Raw genomic sequence first — 26,032 nt, forward strand, 5'->3', positions numbered from 1 at the left:
AAGCGATGCAGTTATATAATTCACTGTCACATAAGAAAGAGGAATTTGTACCTCATACTACGGGAAAAGTCAATATGTACACCTGCGGACCTACCGTGTATCATTTTGCACACATAGGTAATCTCAGGAGCTACATCATGGAGGACGTTCTCGAAAAGTACCTGCGCTTCATCGGCTACAATGTGAACCGCGTCATGAACATCACAGATGTGGGACATCTTACCAGCGATGGCGATACAGGCGACGACAAAATGCTTAAGGGTGCTAAGCGCGAGCATAAGACTGTCATGGAGATAGCCAAGTTCTATACAGATGCATTTTTTGAGGACTGCAAGAAGCTCAACGTCAGAAAGCCAGATACAGTAGTTCCGGCAACTACTTATATCGACGAGTTCATACGAGTTATCAGTACTCTTATGGAAAAAGGCTATGCTTACGAAGCTGGCGGAAATATATACTTCGATACTTCAAAGCTTGAAAAGTACTATGTTTTCAACGATTTCAACGAGGAAGACCTTGCAGTAGGTGTTCGTGAGGGCGTTGAGGCTGACGAGAACAAGCGCAATAAGGCTGACTTCGTGCTCTGGTTTACCAAGTCCAAATTCGACGATCAGGAGCTCAAATGGGACAGCCCGTGGGGTGTAGGCTATCCGGGCTGGCATATCGAGTGTTCATGCATAAGTATGAAGAACAACGGCGAGTATCTTGATATCCACTGCGGCGGCATCGACAATGCTTTCCCTCATCATACCAACGAGATAGCGCAGTCTGAGGCATACCTCGGACACAAGTGGTGCAATTATTGGTTCCATGTACTCCACCTAAATACAAACAGCGGCAAGATGAGCAAGAGCAAGGGTGAGTTTCTGACGGTATCGCTTCTTGAAGAAAAGGGTTACAAGCCAGTGGTATACCGTTTCTTCTGCCTACAGTCACACTACAGGAAATCGCTTGTGTTCTCGTGGGAGAACCTTGACAACGCTGTAGCTGCATACAACAAGCTTACAGAGAAGATAGCTCCGCTTACAAAGGAGAGCGGTGGAGATATTGACAAGGCTGAATATGATCGTCTTATGACAGCTTTCAATGAAGCACTCGGAAACGATATCAATACAGCTATGGGCATAACTGTTATATATGACGTTCTGAAATCAAAGGCAAATGCAGCTACAAAGCTTGCACTTATAAATGAATTCGACAAGGTAATGGGACTTGACCTTATCGCAAACGCCAAGGAGCTTGCAGACAATGCAGGTGCGGCTTCTGCTGATATACCCGCCGAGGTACTTGCACTCGTTGAACAGCGTCAGGCTGCGCGTAAGGAAAAGAACTTTGCACTGGCAGATGAGCTCCGTGATAAAATAGCGGCTCTCGGCTATGAGGTCAAGGAAACAAGACAGGGTACTGAAATCAACAAGTTAAATTAAGCGATATGTGATTTGAATGCATAATTCATAATTATAGGTGTTCGTCACATGACGGATATAATGAATAATTAAATACGTCAGCGTAATACGACCCATTAATTATGTATTATGAATTGAAAAAAGAACGGAGAATCCCAATGGCACGACTCTATCCCCTTTTCAGCTCCAGCAAGGGCAATTCCACATTTATCGGCACTGAAAAGGGCGGTATTCTTATAGACTGCGGCGTCAGCTTTAAACGGCTCTCGGAAGCCCTTGAAGTGAATAATATACCGCTGAGCGCGGTTCAGGGAGTGTTCATAACCCATGAGCACTCCGACCACATCGCAGGTCTGAATATGCTCACAAAGAAGACTGGTATGCCGGTATACGGACAGAAGCGTACTCTGCAAAGACTCTGCGACAGCAATAAGATAGCGGTGAATTCGCCAGTTATTGATTTAAACGGCAAGACCATAAGTTGCGGTGGCAGTGAGGTTAGCTGTTTTGATACTCCTCATGACGCCATACAGAGCTGCGGCTACCGCATACATACCTCTGACGACAAATACTGTGCGATATGCACCGACCTCGGTCACGTTACCCCTGAGGTGGACGAAGCCCTTACAGGCTGCCGCATGGTACTGATAGAAGCAAATTACGACGATTATATGCTGCGCAGAGGTCCATATCCGCTGTACCTGAAGGAGCGTATCCTCTCGCAGAACGGTCATCTCTCCAACGACGACTGCGCTGTTCAGGTGGGCAGACTCATAGAGCGAGGAACTACACATTTTCTTCTCGGACATCTCAGTCAGGATAACAATCGTCCCGATATTGCTGACGGAACTGTACAAAGAAGCCTTGAAAGATTCGCAAGAGGAAGGGACTATCTTCTTGGTGTAGCTCCTGTTGAAACACAAGGAGGAGCGGTAATATTCTGATGAATATAAATCTGATAGTCATAGGAAAACTGAAAGAGGACTATCTCCGCAGCGCCTGCGGGGAATACATCAAGAGGCTGGGAAGATACTGCACCTTTGAGCTCCATGAGCTGGACGAGTGCCGCCTCAGCGACGATCCGTCGGAGAAGGAGATAGTTTTGGCGCTGAAAAAGGAAGCGGAGCAGATTAAAAAGTACGCAAAGGGCATGACAGTACCGTTATGTATCGAAGGAAAGCAGATGACAAGTCCCGAGCTTTCGGAGAAGATAAGTTCAGCCGGAGTGAGCGGACAGAGCACAGTCACTTTCATTATCGGCAGCTCCCACGGACTTGACCCAGAAATAAAAGCAATGGGAGCTTTAAGCTTTCAATGTCGAAGATGACCTTTCCACACCAGCTTGCAAGGGTAATGCTCCTTGAACAGATATATCGTTCATTCCAGATAGCGGAGGGCGGAAAATACCATAAATGATAGTAGATATGTATGGGTGATGCCAGATTGTCCCGAATTGAATATTTTATTGTTACAAAAGCGGACAAAACTGTCCGTTTTTTGCTTTATATAGCAGAATGACAGCTTTTTACTTGACAGCATAAATGGCTTGTGATATAATTAAAAGATACTATGGAATTTTATGCGCTTTTGACGAAAAACGCCGTCTATCAGCGCTTTAAGGAGCGTTAAATGAGTACGATAAAAGAGCTGTATGCATACAGACAAATGATATTCAGCCTTGTAAAAAAGGACCTGCGCGGACGTTATAAGGGTTCAGTCCTCGGCTTTCTATGGACCTTTATCAATCCTCTTTTCCAGCTGATAGTTTATACAATAGTCTTCACACATATACTCCCGAACAATGCTATAGAGAAGTATTACCTTTATCTTTTTGTTGCGCTGATACCGTGGATATTTTTCTCCTCTGCGATAACAACTGGAGCAGCTTCCGTTTTGGCACAGAAGGATCTCGTGAAAAAGATATACTTCCCTAGAATGGTCATTCCCATATCCTACGTGACCAGTTGCTTTGTGAATATGCTGCTAAGCTTCATAGTGGTATTTGCAGTCATAATCGTAACAGGAACAGGCTTCAACTTCCTTGCTTTGCTTACACTTCCTGTAATTATGATAGTGGAATATATTTTTGCGCTTGGAATGTCTTTGCTGACCTCGGCTGTTACCGTTTATTTCAGAGATCTCGAGCATATCCTGGGTATTGTGGCTATGGGATGGATGTACCTTACTCCTATCGTGTATCAGGTACCTCCAAAGTATGAAAAGTATTTTAATCTCAATCCTATGACGCATATAATTAACTGTTACAGAACGGTTTTGTACCGCAAGCAGGTACCAGACCTTTCGACGCTTCTTCTGGCGGCAGGACTGGGAGTATTCTTCCTTATTATCGGTACATTGGTATTCAACAAGCTACAAAAGCATTTTGCGGAGGAACTCTAATGGCAGAGAATGAAATTGCAATAGATGTCAAAGACGTGACAAAGAGCTTTAGGGTATACCTTGACAAGGGTTCACAGCTGAAGGAAAGGCTCCTCTCCTTCAAAAGGAATAGGTATGAGGAGCGAAAGGTGCTCAGGGGCATAAGCTTTAAAGTGAACAAGGGCGAGGCTATAGGTCTTATAGGCAGGAACGGCTGCGGTAAGAGTACTACTCTTAAGCTGCTGACGAGGATAATGTATCCCGATTCAGGAACTATAAAGATGAACGGCAGAGTTTCAAGCCTTATCGAGCTTGGAGCAGGCTTCCACCCGGATATGAGTGGCAGAGAGAACATCTATACCAACGCTTCCATATTCGGACTTACCAAAAAAGAGATAGATGCGAGATTACAGGATATTATCGATTTCTCGGAGCTTGCAAGCTTCATAGACAATCCCGTCCGTACCTACTCTTCGGGAATGTATATGCGCCTTGCCTTTTCTGTAGCAATAAATGTTGATGCAGATATACTCCTCATAGATGAGATACTTGCGGTAGGTGACGCCAATTTTCAGGCGAAATGTTTCAACAAGCTAAAGGAAATAAAGTCTCAGGGCACGACTATAGTCATAGTATCACATTCCCTCGGACAGATAGAGCAGATATGCGACCGCTCTATATGGATATTGGACGGTCTTATCCGCGCTGAAGGCAATCCCAAGGAAGTAGACCTTGAATACCTTGACTTCATGAGTCGCGAGATGCAGAAAAATATGAGCAGCGGCAATATCACCGGTGCTTGCGAGACAGAACGTCACGGCAACGGAAAGGCGCGTATAGAGAAGGTGTCCTCCTTTAATGTGGAAGGGGAGGAGCAGTCGGTTTTCCGTACGGGAGAGACGATAGTATTCAGGATAGACTACAGCGTAAATGAAAAGGTGGAGGACGCTGTTTTCGGCTTCGGAGTATTCAACAGCAAGGGAGTATCCTGCTACGGTACCAACACAAGGATAGAACGCTTTGACATTTATGATATTGCTGAAGATGGCACAACGGAGATAGTTCTGGAAAACGTCCCCCTGCTTCCTGATGTGTATACCTTTGATTTTACAATAGAATGTGGCGACGGTATCCCCGTAGACTACTGTCGCCATATATACAAGATAGAGATACTGTCAAGTGTCGGAGATGTGGGCGTGGCAAGGATAAAGCACAGCTTCGGGCTTGACGATAACGTGGTCAAGAACGAAAAAAGTAACTGAAAGGACATAAGAAATGGACAATATAAATATCGAGCAGATAATGGCTGATATAAAAAGAGAGATAAAGGAAAAGGGCCTTACTTCGGATATGCTCAGCTTTGAGGATATCCCCTACAAGAAGACCGCTCAAGGCGGCTCACCTGCGGAGGCTGTGGACTATGTGACATCTCATTACTATGTGCAGCCCTACCAGGAATTCACAGGCAATCCGGTGAAGGTATTCTTCAAGAAGGCTCTGCGCAAGGTCATGAGATTCTATGTTGACCCAATCGTTATGGAGCAGAACGACTTCAACGCCAATACAGCCATAGCTATAAAGGCTATATCCGAGGATAAGTCAAAGGATATGAACAGTAGGGTTGAGACCCTTGAGATAGTGAACAAGGAGCTTGTAAAGCGCCTTGACAAGCTAGAACACGAGAACGCAGAGCTCCGCAGCATTATCGCAAAGGAGCAGGCATAATGCGCGTAGTACAGCTACTTACCACACTCTCCTTCGGTGACGCTATAGGCAACGATACCATAGCCCTTAAGGGCGTTATCAGCGATATGGGGTACAAAACCGATATCTACGCTGAGAATATCGACAAGCGCCTCCCCGACGGCATAGCAAAAAAGGCTGCAAAGCTCCGTGACCTGAAGAAGGATGATGTTCTCATATATCACAAGTCTACCGGCACAGACCTTACATTCAAGCTTGAAAAGTACAAGTGCCGCAGGATAATGGTGTACCACAATGTAACACCTCCGGAGTTTTTTTGCTCCTACAGCATACCAGCAACACAGCTCACGGAGCTGGGCTACAAAGGGGTAGAGTTCCTCCGCGACAAGGTGGACTATGTGTTGGCAGTATCAGCATACAACAAATCTGAGCTTCTTAAAATGGGCTATACCTGCCCTATAGATATACGCCCCATACTTATAAAGTTTGAGGACTACAGGAAGGCTCCTGACGAAGCTGTGATAAAAAAATACAGCGATGGAAAAAAGAATCTTGTATTCGTGGGACGTATCGCTCCCAATAAGAGACAGGAAAACGTCATAAAAGCGTTTTACTGCTACAAGAAGCTGAATCCCGAGTCAAGGCTCATACTCGTTGGTTCTGCAAGGGGCATGGAAAACTATCAGGAGCGCCTTGTGAAGTACGCAAGGGCTCTCGGTATAGGCGACGACGTTATCTTTCCGGGACATATAAAGTTCAGCGAGATACTTGCATATTACCACCTTGCTGACGCATTCGTGTGCATGAGCGAGCATGAGGGCTTTTGTGTACCTTTGGTAGAAGCGATGTTTTTTGACGTTCCAGTGATAGCTTATGACACCAGCGCCATATCGGACACCCTTGGCGGCAGCGGAGTGCTTCTCGACAGCAACGATCCAGTATACGCGGCGGCTGTAATAGACAGAGTGCTCACTGACGACAAGCTCAGGGAGAGTATTATCGAGGGTCAGCGCAGACGTCTTGAGGACTTCTCCTACGAGAACGTCAGGGCTGTGTTCGAGAAGGAGCTCAGGGATTTCATAGAAGGCAGAAAAGGATAATAAAATGAAAAAAATAGGATTTGTTATCCCGTGGTACAGTGAGAAGATACCCGGCGGTGCCGAAATGGAGCTCCGCGGTCTCACCACGCATCTTCACGAGGCAGGAGTGGAAGTGGAAATGCTCAGCACCTGTGTGAAGGAGTTCTCCGCTGATTGGAACGAGAACTATTTCAGCGAGGGTACTGATACGGTACACGGGTTCACTATAAGGCGCTTCAAGGTAAGGAAGCGTAATACCAAGGCTTTTGACGCAGTGAATGCAAAGCTGATGAAGGGGCTGCCTGTCTCGGCTGAGGAGCAGCATACCTACGTAGAGGAAATGGTGAATAGTCCCGACCTTTGTGAGTATATCAGAGCTCATAAGGACGAGTATAGCCTTTTTGTGTTCATACCCTATATGTTCGGCACGACCTTCCATGGCTTGCAGGTCTGCCCTGAAAGATCAGTGCTGATACCCTGTTTCCATGACGAGCCTTATGTGTATATGGACGTATTCAAGCCGGTCTTCGAGAATATCGGCGGTATCATATACCACGCAAAGCCGGAGTACGAGTTGGCAAATCGTGTCTTTGACATGAGTCGCGTAAAGCAGGGCTGCCTTGGTGAGGGAGTATATACTGATCTCACCGGAAATGCTGCTGATTTCCGGAGCAAATTCGGCATAGACAGTCCATTTGTGATATACGCTGGAAGAAAAGACGAAGGCAAGAACGTCCACACCCTTGTGAAGTACTATTCAGAGTATGTCAAGCGAAGAGATACCGACCTTAAGCTCATACTCATAGGCGGAGGAAATATAGAGCTCCCCGGCGAGCTTGTAAAGCAGAAGAGGATAATCGATCTTGGATTCATAGATATACAGGACAAGTACAATGCTCAGGCAGCGGCAGAGTTTCTCTGTCAGCCTTCAACCAACGAGAGCTTCTCCCTTGTCATTATGGAGAGCTGGCTGTGCGGACGTCCGGTGCTCGTGAACAGCGGCTGCGCGGTAACGAGAAATTTCGCTTCAGAGTCAAACGGCGGACTATATTTCGGTGACTATTTCGAGTTCGAGGGCTGTACGGATTGGTTCCTGAGCAATAAGGAGAAAGCAGCACAGATGGGCGAAAACGGCAGAAGCTATGTCCGCAGTAATTTTGCATGGGACGTTATCGTTGATAAATACATGAAGTTTTTCAGAGAAGTGAGCGGAGATAAGGAATAATGAAAAGGATAGCTCTTGTCAATCAGAGATACGGACTTGAAGTCAATGGCGGCTCGGAGTACTATACTCGGCTCATCGCCGAAAGACTCGCAGGTAGCTTTGATGTGGACGTCATCACAACAAAGGCTCTTGAATACACCACATGGGACAATTACTACAAGGCTGACGAGGAGGAAATAAACGGAGTTAGAGTGCTCCGTTTCCCAGTGGCAAAGCCCCGTGCAAAGGACTTCAACGACTATAACGGAAAGTATCTGCGCTCGAGAAATTATAGCACAGAGGCAGAAAAGACATGGTTTGAGAAGCAGGGACCCTATTCTCCTGCGGCGATAGACTATATACGCAGCAACAGAGACAAATACGACGTTTTTATATTCGTTACCTATCTGTATTATCTTACCGTCACGGGACTTCCTGAAGTGGCTGATAAGGCGGTGCTGATACCAACAGCTCACGAGGAGCCCTATATACACTTTAAGACATTCGAGAAGCTTTTCACTCTCCCGAAAGCCTTTGTTTTCCTTACCGACGAGGAAAAGGCTATGGTGCAGAGGCTTTTTGACTGCAAGGACATACCCTGTCGGGTAATGGGTACGGGAGTTGAGGTTCCCTGTGAGCCTGATGAATCGGCTTTCCGCAGCAAGTTCGGCATTGAGGGCGATTACCTGATATACGTTGGACGTATCGACGAGGGCAAGAACTGCCCGGCAATGTTCAGATACTTCATTGAATACAAAAAACGACGTCCCGATAGCGGACTTAAGCTGGTGCTAATGGGTAAGCCGGTATGCGATATACCCTCCCATAAGGATATAATCAGCCTCGGCTTCGTCAGCGAGGAGGACAAGTTCAGCGGCATAGTCGGAGCGAAATGTCTTTGGCTGCCGTCAAATTTCGAGAGCCTTTCAATATCGGTGCTGGAAGCGATGACGCTGTCGGTACCTGTGATAGTCAACGGCGTCTGCGAGGTGCTCAAAGGGCACTGTATAAAGAGCAACGGCGGTCTGTATTATACGGATTATTTCGAGCTTGAAGGTATACTCGACTATATAATGTCCCACGGCAGGGAGTACGGGCTCATGCGTCAGAACGCAAAGGCTTACGTTGACAGGAACTACCGTTGGGAGGTAATAATGGAAGGCTTCAGGGAGGTTATCGGCAGAATATGAGCGAAAAAGCAAAGAAAAAGGAACGCAGACTGCCTGCGTTCAATCCCCGGTATATCGTAACTCTTGCGCTGGCGGCGCTGATATTTTTCATGAATATACCAATGGTCGGCAAGTGCTACAGCCCCTTCGTTTACAACGACGAAATGGGCTACTGGATGCACGCAGCCGAATTGGCAGGACTTGACTGGAGAGGCGTTTCCGAAACGGTAGGTTGGTATTCCTACGGCTACAGTCTGCTGCTTCTACCTCTGGTGAAGCTGATATCCGACACAGTGCTGCTCTACCGTGCGGCTCTTGTCATGAATATAATAATGGACGAGATCTGCTATTTTATGTTCATATACATAATCAGGAGGCTTTTCCCGAAACTGGAGATACTTCCTGCAAGTGTTGTTGCGGCGGCAGGAATGCTGTATACCTCATACCAGTTCAACTCAGGCGTGGCATTTTCTGAGACTGTCCTGCTGCTTGCGGCTACGATAGTGACCTTACTCATAGTAAGGATAATGCAGAAGCCCACATACATAAATGCAGTAAGCCTCGGTCTTTTCAGCGTGTATATGTACATGGTACACAACAGGACTATAGGCATAGTCGCGTCCGTGGTATTCGTTTTGGCAGCCGCTGTTGTTTGCAAAAAGATAAAGCTCAGTCACGGCGGCGCGTTCATGCTTGCTCTCACAGCCGGCTTCATAGCCGATAAGCTGATAAGGAGACGTCTTGTCAGCGCCCTTTGGAGCAGCGGCTCCTCCGGAAATGACGCAGGCACAGTTTTTGAAAAGATGAAGATAGCCTTTTCCTCAGCCTCTGGCTTGTATAAGCTGATTGGAGTAATGTCGGGACAGATCTTTTCAATATCGGCAGGCACCTTCTGTCTGGTGCTGTTCGCTCTGCTCATAATGGCAAAGCGTGGAGCGACAGGCTTATATAATGCGCGGAAAGCGATTAAGGGCGGCAAAAAGCTCTTCGAGACTGCTGACAGCAGGTTCTTTATGTTCCTGTTCATATTCTGCGCGTTTATATCTACATATTTCATCAGCTGCATTTTCATGATAGATTTCCAGCGTATCGACCATATCCTGTATACAAGATACTTCGATATAGTTGTGGGACTGCTTATAATGATCGGCATAATTTTCCTGTTTGAAGCCGATAAACGGGATGTGCTCATTATGATGTTCATACCCTTTATCATGAGGCTGGGAGCCAGCGGAGTTTCAAGGATACTGCCCCTTGTTGAGGATCAGGTCTTCAACAAGGTCTGCGCACCGCCTATATGCAAGCTCTTTGAGGAAAATCATCAGTACTTCCATGGATTCATAAGCTATTCGCTGTCATGGTTCTTTGCACTTGCGGCTATATCCTGTATGCTCAGGTGGAAAAAGCTGTGCATATACCTTTGCTCAGCGATATGCGCAGTTCTGTTCACTGTCAATACTCCCAGCGCACAGCTTGCTATAACTGTGAATCAGGAGGCTTACGAGGGCGACCGTGCTCTCTGCGCAAGAGCGAAGGAGCTGCCTGAGAAGCAGATATATGTAATTCGTGACGCAGGGACCTTCATATCTTTCTTACAGTACGAAATGCATGATATACGTGTTGAGGTAACAGAGGACCCCGACGCCATCAGCGAAGAGGGATATATCTTTGCTCCCAACAGCGACCTTATAGAGCTTATGGGACATGAGATCATCGACCGCTCCGACAGGCATATAATCTATTCCACATCAAAGACGGAAACAGACAGCATAAATATCCCCCTCGACTTGATGAACGTATTCGACACCGAGTGCTATATACCTTCCGAGGACGTCATAAATAGCTCGGAGGAATTCAACTATCTATGCTACGGACCGGGGCTGCGTCTGGCAGAGGGCTCCTACTCCTTCATGTTGGATATGAGCTTCTCAGGCTACTACGGTGATGCCGAGATAGGCTATGCCGAGATAAGCAGTGATGCCGGCGAGACTATATACGCTCACGAGGAGATAACAGCAGATATGCTTGGAAAAGACGGAAGGCTGGAACTCGACCTCGATGCAGAGCTTGAGACGGAGACTGAGAAAGCGGAGATAGTGGTATATCTTTATGAGCCTGAGAGTATATCCGCAAGACTCAGATCCATTGAAGTAAAAACGGAGGGCTAAGAAAATGAAGCTTATAATCCAGATACCGTGCTATAACGAGGAGGAGACCCTCGAGCTGGCATACAGCGACCTGCCGCGGCATATAGACGGTATCGACACTATAGAATATCTCATAATCAACGATGGAAGTAAGGACGGGACAGTTCAGCGTGCAAGAGAGCTGGGCTTTCATCACATAGTTTCCTTCAAGAGAAATAAGGGACTTGCCAAGGGATTTATGGCTGGTATAGATGCCTGCCTGCATCTTGGCGCGGATATAATCGTAAATACTGACGCTGACAATCAATACTGCGGAGCGGATATCGAAAAGATAGTTCGCCCCATACTTGACGAAAAGGCAGATATAGTCATAGGCGAACGCCCTATCGACAAGACTGAGCATTTTTCATGGAAAAAGAAGAAGTTCCAGCATATCGGAAGCTGGGTGGTCCGAGTTGCCTCGGGTACTGATATACCCGACGCTCCCAGTGGATTCAGAGCCTATTCAAGGGAGGCTGCGCTGAGGCTCAACGTAGTCAACGAGTACACCTATACTCTTGAAACTATCATACAGGCAGGTAACAGCAAGACTGCCATGACATCAGTCCCCATAAGGACGAATCCTGAGACCAGACCTTCCCGTCTGTTTTCAAGCATGTGGCGCTATATGAAGCGATCCTCCACGGTTATAACCCGTTCCTTCGTTATGTACAAGCCGCTGAAGTTCTTCATGACTATCGGTTTTGTTCTCCTTCTCTTCGGAGCTGTGCTGGGAATAAGGTTCCTTGTGCTCATGGCAATGGGCGAGGGCGGCGGACATATACAGTCCCTTATACTTACTGCCATACTGGTGATGATGGGCTTCCAGACCATTACCATAGGTCTGCTTGGCGACACTATCTCGGCTAACAGAAAGCTCCTCGAGGACGTGCAGTACAGAGTAAGAAAAATGGACTGCGGAAAGAGCGACGAGGAAATGAAGAATGAAAAGTAAGAAGAAAAAGATAGTGATGATAGGTCCCGTTTACCCGTACAAGGGCGGTATAGCTCATTATACGGGAGCAATGGTGAAGAACCTGAAAAAAGATTTCGACGTCGAGACCGTATCCTACAAAATGCAGTATCCGAAGCTGCTTTTCAGGAACGAACAGAAGGACTTTGACAACGATCTTTTCATGATACCTGGGACAAAGTATCTCATAAACACGGCAAATCCTATAAACTGGCTGATATCGGCGCATAAGATAAAAAAGATGAAGCCAGACCGTATTATCGTGCAGTGGTGGCACCCTTATTTTTCGCCATGCTATACTGCTCTTTCCTTTATGTTGAGAGGAATACCGAAGATATTCGTATGTCATAACGTATTCCCACACGAGCGCTTTCCTATGGATCGCTTTCTCACAAAACGCGCATTGAAAAGAGGCTCGGCTTATATAACCCATTCCGAGAAGGAAGCCTCCGACCTTAAGGAGATAACCTCTTCGCCAGTGTACGAGGCTACGGTACATCCCGTATACAACGCTTTTAAGATACAGAATATGGGCAGGGAGCAGGCAAAGCAGGAGGCAGGCTCAGCTCCGGATAAAAAAATGCTTCTTTTCTTTGGATTTATCCGTGATTATAAGGGGCTACGCCATATTATAGATGCCATGCCAGAGATAGTAAGATACGATCCTAAAATAGAACTCTGGATAGTAGGTGAGTTCAGAAGCGACAAAGAAGTCTATATGGAGCAGATAAAAAAGAGCGGAGTTGAGAGCAATATAAGGATAGTTGACGGTTATATCCCTGACAGTGGCATAGAGAAGTATTTTGCAGCGGCGGATATAGTTGTGCTGCCTTATGAATCCGCTACACAGAGTGGTATAGTGCAGATAGCCTACGGTTTTGAAAAGCCAGTTATTGCCACGAACGTGGGAGGGCTACCTGAGGTGGTGCTTGACGAAAAGACAGGGTATATCGTACCGCCTAAGGATTCTCATGCGCTTGCAGAGGCTGTATGCCGCTTCTTCCGCGAGGAAAAGGCAGAGGAATTTACAGAAAACGTCCGCAGGGAAGCTTACAAATATTCATGGGACAGAATGAACGAGGTAGTTCAGCGTCTTTCAGAAAAGACAGGTGCTCATGAAGGATAAGCTGAACATAAAGAAACTGCTGAAGCTTGCAGGACATCTGGTAGTAATTCTGGCGCTTGCCTTTGTTGTTAAGAAGATAATAGAAATGGACATAAAGTTGGGAGACCTCAGCTCCCCCAGTGTTATAGGAGCCTTTGTACTGAGCCTTGTGATACAGGCGGCACAGATAATTATAGCCTGTTTCCCGTGGCTCATGTTCACTAGGTCACTTTCTGGCAGGAAGATACCATATTCTGCGGCTATGCCCGTGTATACGCAGTCGAATATATACAAATATCTGCCCGGAAACGTCTTCCAGTACGTAGGACGAAACAAGCTGGCTGCGGATATGGATATAAGCCATGTGGACGTAGCCTGTGCTACTATACTCGATGTTTTTTTCTGCGTGTTCTGGACGGGAATGGTTTCGGTCATACTTCTCGGCAGCAAGATAGCCGAGCTCCTAGATAAGTACGGCAGGAACCTGTTTATTGCAGGAGCGGCGGGGATACTACTTCTAATAGCATCTTTTGCAGTTGTATGGTTGAAATTCCGTGGCAGGCTTCAAAGTTATCTTTCACGCTATTCAAAGGCATTTGAAAAGAGCAACCGACTGCAGCTCCTGAGCGGCATATTCTACTATTTCGCTCATAACATCGTATCCGCGGCGATGTATTTTTGCTGTATGGCTCTTATAGTGCCGCAGGCAGGCACAAAGGAGCTCTTGACGCTAACGGGAGCTTTTATGTTTGCATGGATAATTGGCTTTGTTACGCCGGGAGCCCCCGGCGGTATAGGTATACGTGAGGGCGTTATGATGTTCGTTTGCGGAAACAGCTATGCGGACAGGATACTGCTTTTCGTGCTGATAATGCGTATAGCCTCGGTGTTTGCTGACGTATCGGCATTCCTTATCGGCAGGATATATGCCAAAGCTAAGAACCATTAGCCGAATTTGTTAATGCATAATTTGTAATGCGTCATGAATTGTGTTGGTTTACGCCGATAAATTATGAATGATCGTTTATAGGTGCGGATATTATCCGCCTGGAAACAGGTAAATAACATGGAAAAAATTGAAAGATCTTAACATAAACTCCCGAAATGAAGCAATTGCTTTTCTTAAAAGGCTGTGGAACGGCGAAAGTGTTCCCTGTTCAATATGCGGCAGCGATCTTGAATTGCTTCATAAAAAAGCCAAAAAGAGCGACTGCGACTGGCAGTGCATGCACTGAGAAAAAGTCATCAAGACTCTTGACTTGCTGGATGAATTAAATGAACAATGAAGTAAAAAAGCAGTTCACTAATGAGCTGCTTTTTTCAGGCGGATAAACAAAAGGAACGCCGAGGACGGCGTTCCCCTGTAATTATACTCCGTATACCCGCGAGGCTATATCCACGGTCTGCTTTGCATCCTTGGCATAGTAATTCGCGTGTATCTGCTCAGCGTAGGAGGCTGTAAGCACAGCTCCACCCACCACCGTTTTACATTCGGGGTATTTCTCGTTGAGCTGGCGAAGAGTCTCAGCCATAGCGCCGAGAGTGGTCGTCATAAGTGCAGAAAGTCCGACAAGACTCACCTTGTTCTCAATGGCAGCATTTACGATAGTCTCGGGGGGCACGTCCTTACCGAGATCTATGACCGTGAAGCCGTAGCTGTCGAGGAGCACCTTGACGATGTTCTTGCCGATATCGTGTATATCTCCGTGTACTGTAGCGAGCACAACCTTGCCCTTGGATACGCTCTCACTGTTTGCGGAGGAAAGCTTAGTCTTTATTACCTCGAAGCAAGCCTGAGCAGCTTCTGCTGTGAGTATCAGCTGCGGCAGGAATATCTTGCCCTTTTCAAACTTTGCACCTGCGTTGTCAAGAGCAGGTATGAGATAACCATTTATTATCTCCATAGGATCGACGGTATTCATAAGCTCCTCGGCGGCTTTTACGGCTTGGTTTTTCAGACCGTTCTCCACCGAGTACATTATATCCGGAGCTCCCTTGTCCTGTGCAGGGGGAGAAGCTTTTGGTGCACTGTCGTCCTGAGCATATATGCTTATGAAATCCGCGGAATTACGGTCTATACCTGCAAGGAGACGGTAAGCTCGAACAGCTCCGATTATACTCTCGATATTGGGATTGATGATAGGCAGAGTAAGACCGCTGTGTAGAGCCATAGTGAGGAAAGTGCGTGTTATAAGCTCGCGGTTCGGTAGTCCGAAGGATATATTTGAAACACCGAGTACCGTGTTCAGTCCCAGCTCTGTTTTAACCCTGTGGAGAGCGTTGAGGGTTTCCATAACGCCGTCCTGCTCTGCGGAAGCCGTAAGGGTAAGGCAGTCTATAAATACGTCCTCTTTGGGTATCCCGTACTCAATAGCGCGGCGGAGTATCTTTTCCGCGATAGCAAATCTGCCGTCGGCAGTTTTCGGAATACCGCCCTTGTCGAGGGCAAGTCCCACCACGGAAGCACCATACTTCTTGACGAGTGGGAGTATAGCTTCGAGGGAATCGTCCTCGCCGTTTACGGAGTTAACTATTGGCTTACCGTTGTACACGCGTAAACCTGCTTCAAGCACATCAGGTATGGTGGAATCCAGCTGCAAGGGAGTGTCGCATACGCTCTGTATAGCCTTTACGGCAGTTACCATCATTTCCTTTTCGTCTATGCCTGGCAGGCCCACATTTACGTCCAGTATCTCAGCGCCTGCATGTATCTGCTCAACTGCCTGACCAAGGATATAGTCCACGTCATGGGCAAGAAGAGCTTCCTTGAAGCGTTTTTTGCCGGTTGGGTTTATACGCTCGCCGATGACCCTCGGCTGATTTATTGTAACGCAATTTACAGCTGAACAGGCGATACTTGCACGGACTATCCTTCTCGTTTGCTTTTCTGTGCCGGAAAGAGCCTCTATCATAGCCGAAATATGGTCCGGAGTAGTTCCACAGCAACCTCCGAATACAGTAACTCCGGCATTTGCCAGCTTTACGGCACTCTCAGCAAAGTCCTGCGGACCCACGTTATATTCATTGGTAACAGGATCTGGGAGACCGGCATTAGGCTTTGCGATGACCGGCAGGGTCGTAAGTGCGCATATCCTGTCGAGAACAGGGAAAAGCTCATCTGGACCGAGGGAACAGTTGACGCCTATAGCGTCAGCACCGAGACCTTCCAGTACAGCCACCATACACTCTGGTGATACGCCCGTGAAGGTACGCATATTCTCCTCAAAGGTCATAGTGACGAGTACGGGCTTGTCTGAGTTCTCCTTTGCTGCGAGAACAGCTGCTTTTACCTCATACAGATCTGTCATTGTCTCTATGACTATAACGTCGGCTTCTTTTCCTGCGAGAACGAGCTCTTTGTACACCTCGTATGCGTCCTCGAATCTGAGGGTACCGGCAGGCTCAAGGAGCTGACCGATAGGACCAAGGTCAAGAGCGACGAGTGCCCTGCCTGCGGCGGCTTTACGGGCGTTGGAAACGCCTGCGGAGACAACCTCCTCTACGGTATGACCACTTTTAGCCAGCTTGAAACAGTTAGCACCGAAGGTATTTGCGTAGATTATATCGGCTCCGCTTTCAACGTACATACGGTGTATGCGCATTATAGCTTCTGGGTCGGTTATATTAAGCAGTTCAGGTACGTGCTCGGTTTTTATACCGTGAGCCTGCAGCATGGTGCCCATGCCGCCGTCAAGGAATACGAAACTGTTGTTCTCAAGCAGGGAATAGAATTTTTGGGACATATTTATCTCCTTATTCTGACTTAAAAGTGCCTATGCATCTGAAATTGCTTAGGTTCTCCTCAAGGTCGTGGAGCACTGCCTTTACGCTGGGGTCGGAGAGCTTTCCGCTGAAATCGAGGAAGAACATTACGTCGAAGCTTCCGTCGCGTATGGGACGGTTCTCTATCCTGAGAAGGTTCATGCCGTTCACGAAGAATTTGGTCAGCAGACGGTAAAGACTACCCTCCCTATGGGGGATAGTGAGCATTACGGATACCGCGTCGGAATCCTCTGCCACCTGTAGATCTTTGGAAATTATTATGAACTGAGTGCGGTTTATAGTGCAGTCCGCTATATCACGGGCAAGTATCTCAAGACCGAGCCTCTGAGCGCAGTCCACAGAGCAAATAGCTGCTATGTTTTCTTCGCTCCTAAGGACTTTTTCTGCAGCTGTGGCGGTATTGCTGTACTCAGCCTTTTTTAGTTTTGTCCTGCTGAGAAATACCTCGCACTGCGAAAGAGCCTGCCTGTGGGAGTAAACACAGGAAATATCCTCTATTTTTGTGCCACTTTTAGCAGCAAGGCAGTGATTTATCTCAAGAGTGACCATTTTCACGATATAGAAGGGGTATTTTGCCATAAGGTCGTAGGTGCTGTCAACAGAGCCTGCGGTGGAGTTCTGAACGGGGAGAACGCCGTAGTCCACTTCTCCTGCCTGCACAGCCTTGAAAACGTCCTCAAATGACGGATAAAAGGTGAAATCCCTGTCTCCGAATACAGTTCTTGCAGCAGATTCCGAGTTGGCTCCAGATGTGCCTTGACAGCCCACCTTTTTTGCCCCTGCAAAATCCGGTTCAGAATAGCTGTAATCCGCAGAGCCTGCAAGAATAGCACGGTTCTGCAATATCTTGCTAATGTCCATGATATTGGTGAAAAGAGCGGTAGTGCCGTTTTCAAGCTCACTGTTTCCGGTCAGTACCCTGATGCGCTCGATAATCTCCTGTTCACGTCCACCTTGAAAAACAGGCATATCGTGCTGTTTTTTGAAGTCGGCAACGTCTCTGCAAAGCTCCATTCGTTTGAGGAAAAGTGAGAGGATACTGCTGTCGATTTCATCTATCCCGTCGCGAAGCTGTTTAAGATCCATAAAAAATACCTCCGATTTAAGCCCTTAGCTTTCAGCCCTTAGCTTTTAGCCTTTAGCTCTCCAGGGCAGGCAGCTAAAGGCTAATGGCTAAAGGCTAAAGCTCATTGATATACCTCACATATTATAGCATTTATTTTTGTAGAAATCAATAAAAAAGGGATAAATATATTGCAAAGGGTACTTGTTTTATGTTATAATAATATAGTGTATGGTGAGAAACTGTACTATTATGAACTTTTAAACAAAAAAACAGGTAAAAAACATTGAAAAAAGTCAGAATACTGGGGATAGATCCGGGCTACGCAATAGTTGGGTTCGGAGTCCTCGATTACGACGGCGTAAGGTTCACGCCCGTAGAGTACGGGGCGGTGCTGACAGAAGCCGGAACGCCCTTCCCCGAGCGGCTCAGAGCTATACACGAGGACATCGAGTACATATTCGAGAAGTTTTCTCCCGAATGTATGGCGGTGGAGCGGCTCTACTTCACAACTAACCAGAAAACGGCTATAGACGTGGCTCAGGCGAGGGGAATAACAGTGCTTTCAGCTGCAAAGCGTAATATTCCCGTATCGGAATATACTCCTCTACAGGTCAAGCAGTCTGTAGTGGGCTACGGAAAGGCTGAAAAGAAGCAGGTTATGGAAATGACAAGGCAAATACTTGGTCTTGCACAGATACCAAAGCCTGACGACGCTGCTGACGCTCTTGCTATAGCGATATGCCATGGGCACAGCATAAGGTGGAGCTGAAAACTGAGAATGTAGAATTGAGAATGGAGAATTGAGAATCAATGATATACAGTGTAAAAGGTACCATTACGGTGAAGGAGCTCGGTTTTGCTGTGATAGAATGCGGCGGAGTGGGCTATGGCTGCCGTACCTCATACAATACGGTGTCTCAGCTGGGCGATATTGGTAGTGAGGCCAAGCTGTACACATATCTTTACGTCAGAGAGGACATTGTGGAGCTCTTCGGCTTTGCAACGCTTCAGGAGCTTAGCTGCTTCAAGCTGCTAATATCCGTATCTGGTGTGGGTCCGAAGGCGGCAACGGCGATACTTTCGGATATTACTCCGGAGAGGTTTGCTCTCCTCGTAGCCTCTGGCGACAGCAAGGCATTCACAAAGACAAAGGGCATAGGTGCCAAAACAGCACAGAGGCTTGTCCTTGAGCTGAAGGATAAGATATCCTCAGAGTCCATAAGCGGAAGCATAAGCAGCGACGCTGCCGCGCTTGCCAGCATACCGGCAGGGGAAGCTTCATCGTCAGTGTCGGAGGCTCTCGAAGCACTTATGGTGCTAGGCTATACTCAGGGAGAGACGGCTCCTATACTCGGAAAGCTCGACCCCTCCCTCAGTACGCAGGAACTTATAAAGGAAACACTGAAACTAATGGCGGCAAAAAATATGCGCTAAGAAAATATACATGTAAGGAAGGTTACTGTTATGATGAATCTTGACGAATTGCTGAAAGCAGCAATAAAGGACCCCTCACAGCGCTCATTGTTCTTGCAGACACTCATCAAGAGCGACGTATATGTTATATGCAAGAATCCTGTCAAGCAGGAGCGCGACCGTGCAGAGGGAGGTATTCAGCTTGAACTGATAACCACCCAGAATCCCGACGGCGATATTTTCATACCCTTCTTCACAAGCTACCGTGCGCTCCAGCAGTTCGCAAAGCGTTATGTTGACTGCTATAAAATAAACTGCCTGCGTCTTTTCGACCTTATACAGTCGGTATCAGCGGTGCTTAACCCAAATTCCTACGGCAAGGAGTTCTCCTCACAGGAGATAACGAGCATACTCTTAATCGCACGAAATCTTAAAATTAAGGCTATCTCCTACAACGAAGCCGATATTATCAGCTACCGTCCTGTGGAGCATTCCGTGGATCATATCATCAGAGCTGCCTGCAAATTCCTTTCAAAGCAGCCTAATGTTGACCGCGCCTACATCATGGAGATGATAAAGGGCTGCGAAAAGCCGCAGATACTCCTTGTGCTGGACATGATGGGCAGTACGAGAAAGCTGTTCGTTCCGCTGTCAAAGTACCTCTCAAAGGTCGTAAAAGCCAATGAGCACCTGTGCTTTATCAGCTTCGAACAGGATATGGGCAAGAAGGCTGCGGAGACCGTAGAGCCTTTCTATGTCCGCAAAAAGAGATTCTTTGAGAAATAATACAGAGGTGTTCACTTGATACAGACAGAGGATATGGAGTTCGCTCCGAGGATAATTACTCCCGAGAATACTGCCGAGGACAGCGATACGGAGCTTAGTCTCAGACCGCAGACCCTTCACGAGTATATCGGGCAGGACAAGGTTAAGGAAAACCTTGCCATATATATCGAGGCTGCAAAGCGAAGGAGCGAGCCGCTCGACCATGTGCTGCTGTACGGTCCTCCCGGACTTGGAAAGACCACTCTTTCCTCCATAATAGCACATGAGCTCGGTGTTAACCTCCGCGTTACCACAGGTCCGGCGATAGAGAAGCCCGGCGACCTTGTATCATTGCTCACCAGTCTTTCCGATAACGATGTGCTTTTCATTGATGAGATACACAGACTGTCCCGTGCGGTGGAGGAGATACTATACCCTGCACTGGAGGACAGAGTTATAGACATAATCATAGGCAAGGGGCCTGCTGCACGTTCCATACGCATGGACCTTAAGCCCTTCACGCTCATAGGTGCCACTACGAGAGCAGGACAGCTTTCTGCTCCGCTAAGAGATCGCTTCGGTGTAATACAGCGCCTTGAGCTTTATACCAAAGATCAGCTCACAGATATCGTGAGAAGAAGCTCGATGATACTCGGCATCCCCTGCACCTCCGATGGAGCTGCAGAAATAGCCGGAAGAGCAAGAGGTACGCCCCGTATAGCAAACCGCCTTCTGAAAAGAGTGCGTGATTTCGCCGACGTCATGGGCAATGGTCAGATTACGCAGGAGATAGCCTCCATAGCCCTCAGCCGACTTGATATTGATAATCTCGGACTTGACGGACTTGACAGGCGTATGCTTGAAATGATAATCAGAGGCTACGGCGGCGGTCCCGTGGGACTTGAGACCCTTGCTTCGGCTATAAATGAGGAGAGTGTTACCCTTGAGGACGTATGCGAACCCTTCCTTATGCAGCTTGGCTTTCTTGGGAGAACTCCCCGTGGAAGAGTTGCCACAAGGCTTGCTTACGAGCATCTCGGGATAAAGCTGCCGGAACAGACACCGGAGCCAGGAGATGGACAGCTTAGCTTCTGACGACGCTTCCGCAATGGGAGAAGGGGTAGAAAATGCTTATAAAGGGTTCAAGGAGATACAATCTCAGACATAACAGCGAGAAGGTCGAGCAGCCTGCCTTCGGAAAGATGATAAATGGGCAGGGCCTTGGGTTCGTGTCGCGGCTCAGATATGGTATATGTCCCATGAGTTTTAACGGTTGCGAGGTCATCGCGGTACACAATGCACTGGTATACCTTGGAAAGCCTCAGATGATAGGAGACGTAGCTTTCTATATGGAGCGCTTTCGCGTACTGATGGGATTTTTTGGCTGCAACGCCTACAGTCTCGGCAGGGCTCTGAAACATTTTGGAGCCGATTGCCAGCGTGTAAAGAGTACCGATGGTGCAAAGGCTTTTATAATCACATTCTGGACGAAGCGTCCCCTGTTTTCGATGATACACACGGTATTGTGTGTGAGGGAGGCAGGTATGATAAAGGTATATAACCGCTACAACAATGTCGGCACTGTTGAGTTGTGCAACAGCGTTGAAGAGGTAGCAGGGAAATACCGCCCCATAGCGATATATAAGATAAGTTGAGAGCGTAGAGCTGGCTCTGAGCATTAAGCGGAAATGGGTGTACATGGTAAAAATGTTTTTTATTCGTGGCCAGAAAATTTCACTCTCAACTCAAGAAGGAGATCTCATTAATGGCAAGATTGTTCGGTACTGACGGACCGAGAGGTATTGCGGTGACCGACCTCACCTGCGAGCTGGCAATGCAGACTGGAAGGGCTGCCGCCACAGTGCTTGCGAATAAGGACGGCAAAAGAACCAGAATACTCATCGGTAAGGACACACGTATATCCTCCGACGCGCTGGAAGCAGCAGTTTGTGCAGGAATATGCTCTGTCGGTGCTGACGCGGAGCTCCTTGGGATAGTTCCTACTCCTGCGGTAGCTCACCTAATAAGCGCTCATAAGGCGGACGGAGGGATAATGATATCTGGAAGCCATAACAGCGCCGAATTTAATGGACTTAAGATATTCTGCGGCAGAGGTCATAAGGTAATGGAGGAGGCAGAAGACGAGATAGAACGTCTTGTGCTATATGCGCCGGAGGAGATGAAGTCCCGCAAAAACGAAGAGGTGGGACGTATCATACACTCCGAGAGTTCTGCTGCGGCTGAATACACTGAACACGTAAAGAAGGCGGCAAATACCGACCTCAGCGGTCTTAAGGTCGCTGTGGACTGCGCAAACGGCTGCGCGGCATACACCGCAGGGAAGCTTTTCAGCGAGCTCGGCGCAGAGGTGCTTGTGATATACGACAAGCCCGATGGTACCAATATCAATAAGGACTGCGGCAGCACCCATATACAGCATCTTATGGAGTACGTGACGGAGAATGGCTGCGACTGCGGACTTGCCTTTGATGGTGACGCAGATCGGTGTATTGCCGTTGACGAGCAAGGCAGTATGATAGACGGCGACAGACAGCTCGCCATATTCGCCAATAGCATGAAGGAGAACGGCACCCTTGAAAACGGTACCGCCGTGATAACCGCCATGAGCAGTCTCGGTTTGCGTAAATACGCCGCAGCAAACGATATAAGGCTTGTGAGTTCCGGAGCAGGAGCAAGGTACGTGCTGGAGCGTATGCTTGAAGGAGGCTACAGACTGGGTGGAGAGCCAAATGGACATATCATATTCCTCAGCGACAGCGGAACAGGTGACGGACAGCTTGCAGGAGCAAGGCTCATGGGCATAATGAAGCGGAGCGGTCTTAAGCTGAGTCAGCTTGCAGATGATATTCCGGCTTATCCTCAGGTTAAGCTTAATGTAAGAATTTCGCCGCGGTTCAAGGAACTGTGGAAAAACGAGAAGAGCGTCACGGAGCTGATAGAGAGATTCGAGAAGGAACTCGGCAGCGAAGGAAGGATAATGGTGCGCGAGAGTGGAAAGGAGCCTATCGTTCGAATAATGACTGAGGGCAATGACTTCGGCAGGATAAACGATATGGCTGTTGAGATAGCTCAGCGGATAAAGGAAAAATGCACGGCTGGCGAATGACAGCCGGTAATACATAAGGAGCATTCATTTTGAGAACAGCAGATAACTGGAAGGATTACAGTATAATAGATACGTCTGACGGAGAAAAGCTGGAGAAGTGGGGCGGCATAAGCCTTGTACGCCCTGATCCGCAGATTATATGGAAGACTGAGCGGAATGATCCACTCTGGAAAAATGCGGATGGTTATTATCACCGCTCCAATCAGGGCGGCGGAAAGTGGGAGTTCCGCAAAAGGCTTCCAGAATCGTGGAATATAAGCTATGGAGACCTCACTTTCAATATCCGTCCCACTGGCTTCAAGCATACGGGACTTTTCCCCGAACAGGCTGTGAACTGGGATTTTATGGCAAATAAGATACGCAGTGCAGGACGTGAGATAAACGTACTCAACCTGTTTGCCTATACTGGCGGAGCAACTCTTGCCTGTGCGGCGGCAGGGGCTTCCGTATGCCATGTTGACGCCTCAAAGGGCATGGTGCAATGGGCAAGGGACAATGCGGCGGCTTCTGGACTAACCGAAAAGCCAATACGCTGGATAGTGGACGACTGCGAGAAGTTCATAGCCCGTGAGATACGCCGCGGCAGAAAGTACGACGCTGTGATAATGGACCCTCCCAGCTATGGAAGAGGTCCAGGCGGCGAGGTGTGGAAGTTGGAAAACTGCGTTTATGACCTTGTCAAGCTGTGTTCGGGAGTACTTTCTGATGAGCCACTTTTCTTTCTGATAAACAGCTATACCACGGGACTTTCACCGTCTGTTATGGGATATATATTAGGCAGTGTGCTTACAGATAAATTCGATGGCGGAGTCAGCTTTGATGAGATAGGGCTCCCCGTAAAGTCTACGGGTATGACATTGCCCTGCGGCTCCACTGCAATCTGGCAAGCTGAGCCGTTAGCTGTTAGCCTTTAGCCTGTAGGGACGGATATTATCCGCCCGCAAAAACGATAAAATCTTTTGCTTGAAAAAATGATATTGGAGAAATGATTATGGGAAAAACGAAAGATTTGTTAGGATATACGTTCAGAGAAATGCTTTGAGAGCGACTGAAATACTTGTTGATACAGTAACAGGGGTAAATTATCTGTATCATGCTTGGTCCAATACGGGCGGACTATCAGTAATGCTTGACAAAGACGGCAAGCCCGTGGTGTCATCAACTTCTTAAATAGAAGCAATGAAGAAATAAAGACAGAATATGAAAAATACTTATCGCATTTGCTGTGGCAGCAATGGTGTTTGCTGCAGTATCATGCAGTGATACAAAAGAAGATAAACCTTCTGAAAAAGAGAATACAACTGCTTCTGAGGCTGTCGCTGATGAGGTGACAACTGAGGAAGAAACAGAAGATGAGTTTACAAAAATGCCCAGAGAAGAACTTGAAGAAGATATGGAAAGATGTGCTGATATCACCTTACAGGAGATGACGTTAAGAAAGCGTTTTCAGAGCTCGGGATAGATTATGATGGTACAAGAGCTTCACTGATTAAATCAGTATTGTCTTTTACAAGTGCTGACAGGACCGCTGACAATGAGTTGGCTTGCAGGATAGCTTCCATTGAGAAAGCAATTGAGTTCCAGTATTATTCATCAGTTTTTCATAATCTGTCAGACAGACATGATGTGTATATAAAGGGCAATTGTAGCAGATTACTTTCGGATAATGAAATATCTCACGTATATGTACTTATCTTTTCAGACAGTAACAGTGAGTATTCCTTATTGGTGGAAGGTCCTTCATAGGAAGAGATACTTATGATGTGCTCGACTATATCTTTAGTTAAAGAACAGGGATAAATATGGAAAATATAATCGAAATAAAAGGTCTTCACTTTGCGTATGAGTCCGAGGATGAGGAAAAGAAGTCTGTCGAAGTACTCAAGGGCATAGATCTTGAAATAAAACAGGGGGAATTTGTGGCAGTGCTCGGGCACAATGGATGCGGAAAATCCACACTTGCAAAGCATCTGAATGCTATACTGCTCCCCTCTGATGGAACAGTTACGGTTGACGGCATAGACACAAAGGACGAGGAAAAAATCTTCGACCTTCGTCAGAGAGTCGGAATGGTTTTCCAGAATCCCGACAACCAGATAGTTTCCTCCATAGTCGAGGAGGACGTGGCATTTGCCCTCGAAAACCTCGGCGTACCCTATGAGGAGATGCGCAGACGTGTTGATGACAGCCTGAAAGCTGTGGGGATGTACGAGTACAGACTCCATTCTCCCAGTCAGCTTTCCGGTGGACAGAAGCAGAGAGTTGCTATAGCAGGCATAATAGCCATGCAGCCCAAGTGTATTATACTCGATGAGCCCACGGCTATGCTGGACCCTCAGGGACGAAAGGAAGTTCTTGCCACCATACACCACATGAACCGTGAGCAGGGCATAACCATAGTCCTCATAACACATTATATGGACGAGGCTACGGACTGCGACCGCGTTGTGGTAATGGATAAGGGAATGGTAGTCCTTGACGATGTGCCTGCAAAGGTATTCTCGCAGGTAGAAAAGCTGAAAGCTATCGGGCTTGACGTGCCTCAGGTAACGGAGCTGGCTTGGGAGCTGAGAAAAGCAGGCTGCGACATATCCCCCGAGATAATATCAGAGGAGGAATGTGCGGCGGCTATAGAAAAGCTGTTCGCAGACTGAAAGGTCTGATGTTACAGGA

Annotated in this window: 25 protein-coding genes and 1 pseudogene; 24 read left to right on the forward strand and 2 right to left on the reverse strand. The window is 47.4% G+C overall.

The window, feature by feature from the left end:
- Positions 1–5 precede the first annotated feature (5 nt).
- From cysS to J6U00_RS04850, 14 genes and pseudogenes are all read left to right on the forward strand, one after another.
- A complete protein-coding gene (gene cysS, locus J6U00_RS04785) occupies positions 6–1,427 on the forward strand; it encodes a cysteine--tRNA ligase (protein ID WP_296579606.1) in 1,422 nt (473 codons plus the stop codon).
- A gap of 137 nt (positions 1,428–1,564) precedes the next feature.
- A complete protein-coding gene (locus tag J6U00_RS04790; RefSeq protein WP_296579608.1) occupies positions 1,565–2,350 on the forward strand; it encodes an MBL fold metallo-hydrolase in 786 nt (261 codons plus the stop codon).
- Positions 2,350–2,822 (forward strand): annotated as a pseudogene (locus J6U00_RS04795) (23S rRNA (pseudouridine(1915)-N(3))-methyltransferase RlmH). The gene J6U00_RS04790 and the pseudogene J6U00_RS04795 overlap by 1 nt, the downstream one beginning before the upstream one ends.
- Before the next feature lie 213 nt (positions 2,823–3,035).
- Positions 3,036–3,806 carry an ABC transporter permease gene (locus J6U00_RS04800; protein ID WP_296579610.1) on the forward strand — a complete coding sequence of 257 codons (771 nt, stop codon included), beginning with the start codon at positions 3,036–3,038 and terminating at the stop codon, positions 3,804–3,806.
- Positions 3,806–5,047 (forward strand): ABC transporter ATP-binding protein, encoded by a 1,242-nt coding sequence (locus J6U00_RS04805; RefSeq protein ID WP_296579612.1) that lies wholly within the window; start codon positions 3,806–3,808, stop codon positions 5,045–5,047. The genes J6U00_RS04800 and J6U00_RS04805 overlap by 1 nt, the downstream gene beginning before the upstream one ends.
- Positions 5,048–5,060: 13 nt before the next feature.
- A complete protein-coding gene (locus J6U00_RS04810; protein ID WP_296579614.1) occupies positions 5,061–5,510 on the forward strand; it encodes a hypothetical protein in 450 nt (149 codons plus the stop codon).
- Complete coding sequence (locus tag J6U00_RS04815; RefSeq protein WP_296579616.1) at positions 5,510–6,589, forward strand: glycosyltransferase; 1,080 nt, start codon at positions 5,510–5,512, stop codon at positions 6,587–6,589. The genes J6U00_RS04810 and J6U00_RS04815 overlap by 1 nt, the downstream gene beginning before the upstream one ends.
- 4 nt (positions 6,590–6,593) lie before the next feature.
- The gene (locus J6U00_RS04820; protein WP_296579619.1) at positions 6,594–7,793 is read left to right on the forward strand and encodes a glycosyltransferase family 4 protein; all 1,200 of its coding nucleotides are present in this window, start codon (positions 6,594–6,596) and stop codon (positions 7,791–7,793) included.
- Entirely contained in the window at positions 7,793–8,962 is a 1,170-nt protein-coding gene (locus tag J6U00_RS04825) for a glycosyltransferase family 4 protein (RefSeq protein ID WP_296579622.1), read from the forward strand. The genes J6U00_RS04820 and J6U00_RS04825 overlap by 1 nt, the downstream gene beginning before the upstream one ends.
- The gene (locus J6U00_RS04830; protein WP_296579625.1) at positions 8,959–11,109 is read left to right on the forward strand and encodes a hypothetical protein; all 2,151 of its coding nucleotides are present in this window, start codon (positions 8,959–8,961) and stop codon (positions 11,107–11,109) included. Before J6U00_RS04825 ends, J6U00_RS04830 begins: the two co-directional genes overlap by 4 nt.
- Before the next feature lie 4 nt (positions 11,110–11,113).
- Entirely contained in the window at positions 11,114–12,082 is a 969-nt protein-coding gene (locus J6U00_RS04835; protein ID WP_296579628.1) for a glycosyltransferase family 2 protein, read from the forward strand.
- Positions 12,072–13,226, forward strand: coding sequence for a glycosyltransferase family 4 protein (locus J6U00_RS04840; protein WP_296579630.1), 1,155 nt, complete (start codon positions 12,072–12,074; stop codon positions 13,224–13,226). The genes J6U00_RS04835 and J6U00_RS04840 overlap by 11 nt, the downstream gene beginning before the upstream one ends.
- Positions 13,216–14,154 carry a lysylphosphatidylglycerol synthase domain-containing protein gene (locus J6U00_RS04845; RefSeq protein WP_296579632.1) on the forward strand — a complete coding sequence of 313 codons (939 nt, stop codon included), beginning with the start codon at positions 13,216–13,218 and terminating at the stop codon, positions 14,152–14,154. Before J6U00_RS04840 ends, J6U00_RS04845 begins: the two co-directional genes overlap by 11 nt.
- Before the next feature lie 127 nt (positions 14,155–14,281).
- Positions 14,282–14,440: a hypothetical protein gene (locus tag J6U00_RS04850; RefSeq protein WP_296579636.1), complete on the forward strand. Its 159-nt coding sequence runs from the start codon at positions 14,282–14,284 to the stop codon at positions 14,438–14,440.
- A 132-nt stretch (positions 14,441–14,572) separates the two neighbouring features.
- Here the strand turns inward: J6U00_RS04850 and J6U00_RS04855 are convergent, their stop codons facing one another.
- Together J6U00_RS04855 and J6U00_RS04860 are read right to left on the reverse strand one after the other, a co-directional pair.
- Positions 14,573–16,948, reverse strand: coding sequence for a homocysteine S-methyltransferase family protein (locus J6U00_RS04855; protein ID WP_296579639.1), 2,376 nt, complete (start codon positions 16,946–16,948; stop codon positions 14,573–14,575).
- Positions 16,949–16,958: 10 nt separating this feature from the next.
- Positions 16,959–18,074, reverse strand: a complete 1,116-nt coding sequence (locus tag J6U00_RS04860; protein WP_296579644.1) for a bifunctional chorismate mutase/prephenate dehydratase — start codon at positions 18,072–18,074, stop codon at positions 16,959–16,961.
- Positions 18,075–18,337: 263 nt separating this feature from the next.
- Between J6U00_RS04860 and ruvC the strand changes: the two genes are divergently transcribed.
- The 10 genes from ruvC (at position 18,338) to J6U00_RS04910 (ending at position 26,013) form a co-directional block, all read left to right on the forward strand.
- The gene (gene ruvC / locus J6U00_RS04865) at positions 18,338–18,823 is read left to right on the forward strand and encodes a crossover junction endodeoxyribonuclease RuvC (protein WP_296579647.1); all 486 of its coding nucleotides are present in this window, start codon (positions 18,338–18,340) and stop codon (positions 18,821–18,823) included.
- 41 nt (positions 18,824–18,864) lie between these two features.
- Positions 18,865–19,488, forward strand: coding sequence for a Holliday junction branch migration protein RuvA (gene ruvA, locus J6U00_RS04870; RefSeq protein WP_296579651.1), 624 nt, complete (start codon positions 18,865–18,867; stop codon positions 19,486–19,488).
- A 30-nt stretch (positions 19,489–19,518) separates the two neighbouring features.
- Positions 19,519–20,253 carry an enhanced serine sensitivity protein SseB gene (locus tag J6U00_RS04875; RefSeq protein ID WP_296579654.1) on the forward strand — a complete coding sequence of 245 codons (735 nt, stop codon included), beginning with the start codon at positions 19,519–19,521 and terminating at the stop codon, positions 20,251–20,253.
- A gap of 33 nt (positions 20,254–20,286) precedes the next feature.
- The gene (gene ruvB / locus J6U00_RS04880) at positions 20,287–21,327 is read left to right on the forward strand and encodes a Holliday junction branch migration DNA helicase RuvB (protein WP_296579701.1); all 1,041 of its coding nucleotides are present in this window, start codon (positions 20,287–20,289) and stop codon (positions 21,325–21,327) included.
- 32 nt (positions 21,328–21,359) lie between these two features.
- On the forward strand, positions 21,360–21,887 hold the full coding sequence (locus J6U00_RS04885) for a hypothetical protein (RefSeq protein ID WP_296579658.1): 528 nt from the start codon (positions 21,360–21,362) through the stop codon (positions 21,885–21,887).
- A gap of 110 nt (positions 21,888–21,997) precedes the next feature.
- On the forward strand, positions 21,998–23,359 hold the full coding sequence (gene glmM, locus J6U00_RS04890) for a phosphoglucosamine mutase (protein ID WP_296579660.1): 1,362 nt from the start codon (positions 21,998–22,000) through the stop codon (positions 23,357–23,359).
- Between the two features lie 29 nt (positions 23,360–23,388).
- Entirely contained in the window at positions 23,389–24,273 is an 885-nt protein-coding gene (locus J6U00_RS04895) for a class I SAM-dependent methyltransferase (RefSeq protein ID WP_296579663.1), read from the forward strand.
- A gap of 103 nt (positions 24,274–24,376) precedes the next feature.
- Positions 24,377–24,529, forward strand: coding sequence for a DUF6440 family protein (locus J6U00_RS04900; RefSeq protein WP_296579703.1), 153 nt, complete (start codon positions 24,377–24,379; stop codon positions 24,527–24,529).
- 64 nt (positions 24,530–24,593) lie between these two features.
- Positions 24,594–24,821 (forward strand): hypothetical protein, encoded by a 228-nt coding sequence (locus J6U00_RS04905; protein ID WP_296579665.1) that lies wholly within the window; start codon positions 24,594–24,596, stop codon positions 24,819–24,821.
- 340 nt (positions 24,822–25,161) lie between these two features.
- Positions 25,162–26,013 carry an energy-coupling factor transporter ATPase gene (locus J6U00_RS04910; RefSeq protein WP_296579667.1) on the forward strand — a complete coding sequence of 284 codons (852 nt, stop codon included), beginning with the start codon at positions 25,162–25,164 and terminating at the stop codon, positions 26,011–26,013.
- Positions 26,014–26,032: the final 19 nt, after the last annotated feature.

This window comes from Ruminococcus sp. (assembly GCF_017650195.1).
In the GTDB taxonomy this organism is placed as follows: domain Bacteria; phylum Bacillota; class Clostridia; order Oscillospirales; family Ruminococcaceae; genus Ruminococcus.

Bases quoted from the DNA above. Each gene is read 5' to 3' on its own strand.
- J6U00_RS04825 (WP_296579622.1), top strand. From the start codon at position 7,793: ATGAAAAGGATAGCTCTTGTCAATCAGAGATACGGACTTGAAGTCAAT.
- J6U00_RS04905 (WP_296579665.1), top strand. From the start codon at position 24,594: ATGGTGTTTGCTGCAGTATCATGCAGTGATACAAAAGAAGATAAACCT.
- J6U00_RS04790 (WP_296579608.1), top strand. From the start codon at position 1,565: ATGGCACGACTCTATCCCCTTTTCAGCTCCAGCAAGGGCAATTCCACA.
- ruvB (WP_296579701.1), top strand. From the start codon at position 20,287: ATGGAGTTCGCTCCGAGGATAATTACTCCCGAGAATACTGCCGAGGAC.
- J6U00_RS04855 (WP_296579639.1), bottom strand. From the start codon at position 16,948: ATGTCCCAAAAATTCTATTCCCTGCTTGAGAACAACAGTTTCGTATTC.
- ruvA (WP_296579651.1), top strand. From the start codon at position 18,865: ATGATATACAGTGTAAAAGGTACCATTACGGTGAAGGAGCTCGGTTTT.
- cysS (WP_296579606.1), top strand. From the start codon at position 6: ATGCAGTTATATAATTCACTGTCACATAAGAAAGAGGAATTTGTACCT.
- J6U00_RS04875 (WP_296579654.1), top strand. From the start codon at position 19,519: ATGATGAATCTTGACGAATTGCTGAAAGCAGCAATAAAGGACCCCTCA.
- J6U00_RS04860 (WP_296579644.1), bottom strand. From the start codon at position 18,074: ATGGATCTTAAACAGCTTCGCGACGGGATAGATGAAATCGACAGCAGT.
- J6U00_RS04830 (WP_296579625.1), top strand. From the start codon at position 8,959: ATGAGCGAAAAAGCAAAGAAAAAGGAACGCAGACTGCCTGCGTTCAAT.
- J6U00_RS04810 (WP_296579614.1), top strand. From the start codon at position 5,061: ATGGACAATATAAATATCGAGCAGATAATGGCTGATATAAAAAGAGAG.
- J6U00_RS04845 (WP_296579632.1), top strand. From the start codon at position 13,216: ATGAAGGATAAGCTGAACATAAAGAAACTGCTGAAGCTTGCAGGACAT.
- J6U00_RS04805 (WP_296579612.1), top strand. From the start codon at position 3,806: ATGGCAGAGAATGAAATTGCAATAGATGTCAAAGACGTGACAAAGAGC.
- J6U00_RS04820 (WP_296579619.1), top strand. From the start codon at position 6,594: ATGAAAAAAATAGGATTTGTTATCCCGTGGTACAGTGAGAAGATACCC.
- J6U00_RS04840 (WP_296579630.1), top strand. From the start codon at position 12,072: ATGAAAAGTAAGAAGAAAAAGATAGTGATGATAGGTCCCGTTTACCCG.
- J6U00_RS04910 (WP_296579667.1), top strand. From the start codon at position 25,162: ATGGAAAATATAATCGAAATAAAAGGTCTTCACTTTGCGTATGAGTCC.
- J6U00_RS04885 (WP_296579658.1), top strand. From the start codon at position 21,360: ATGCTTATAAAGGGTTCAAGGAGATACAATCTCAGACATAACAGCGAG.
- J6U00_RS04800 (WP_296579610.1), top strand. From the start codon at position 3,036: ATGAGTACGATAAAAGAGCTGTATGCATACAGACAAATGATATTCAGC.
- J6U00_RS04835 (WP_296579628.1), top strand. From the start codon at position 11,114: ATGAAGCTTATAATCCAGATACCGTGCTATAACGAGGAGGAGACCCTC.
- glmM (WP_296579660.1), top strand. From the start codon at position 21,998: ATGGCAAGATTGTTCGGTACTGACGGACCGAGAGGTATTGCGGTGACC.
- J6U00_RS04815 (WP_296579616.1), top strand. From the start codon at position 5,510: ATGCGCGTAGTACAGCTACTTACCACACTCTCCTTCGGTGACGCTATA.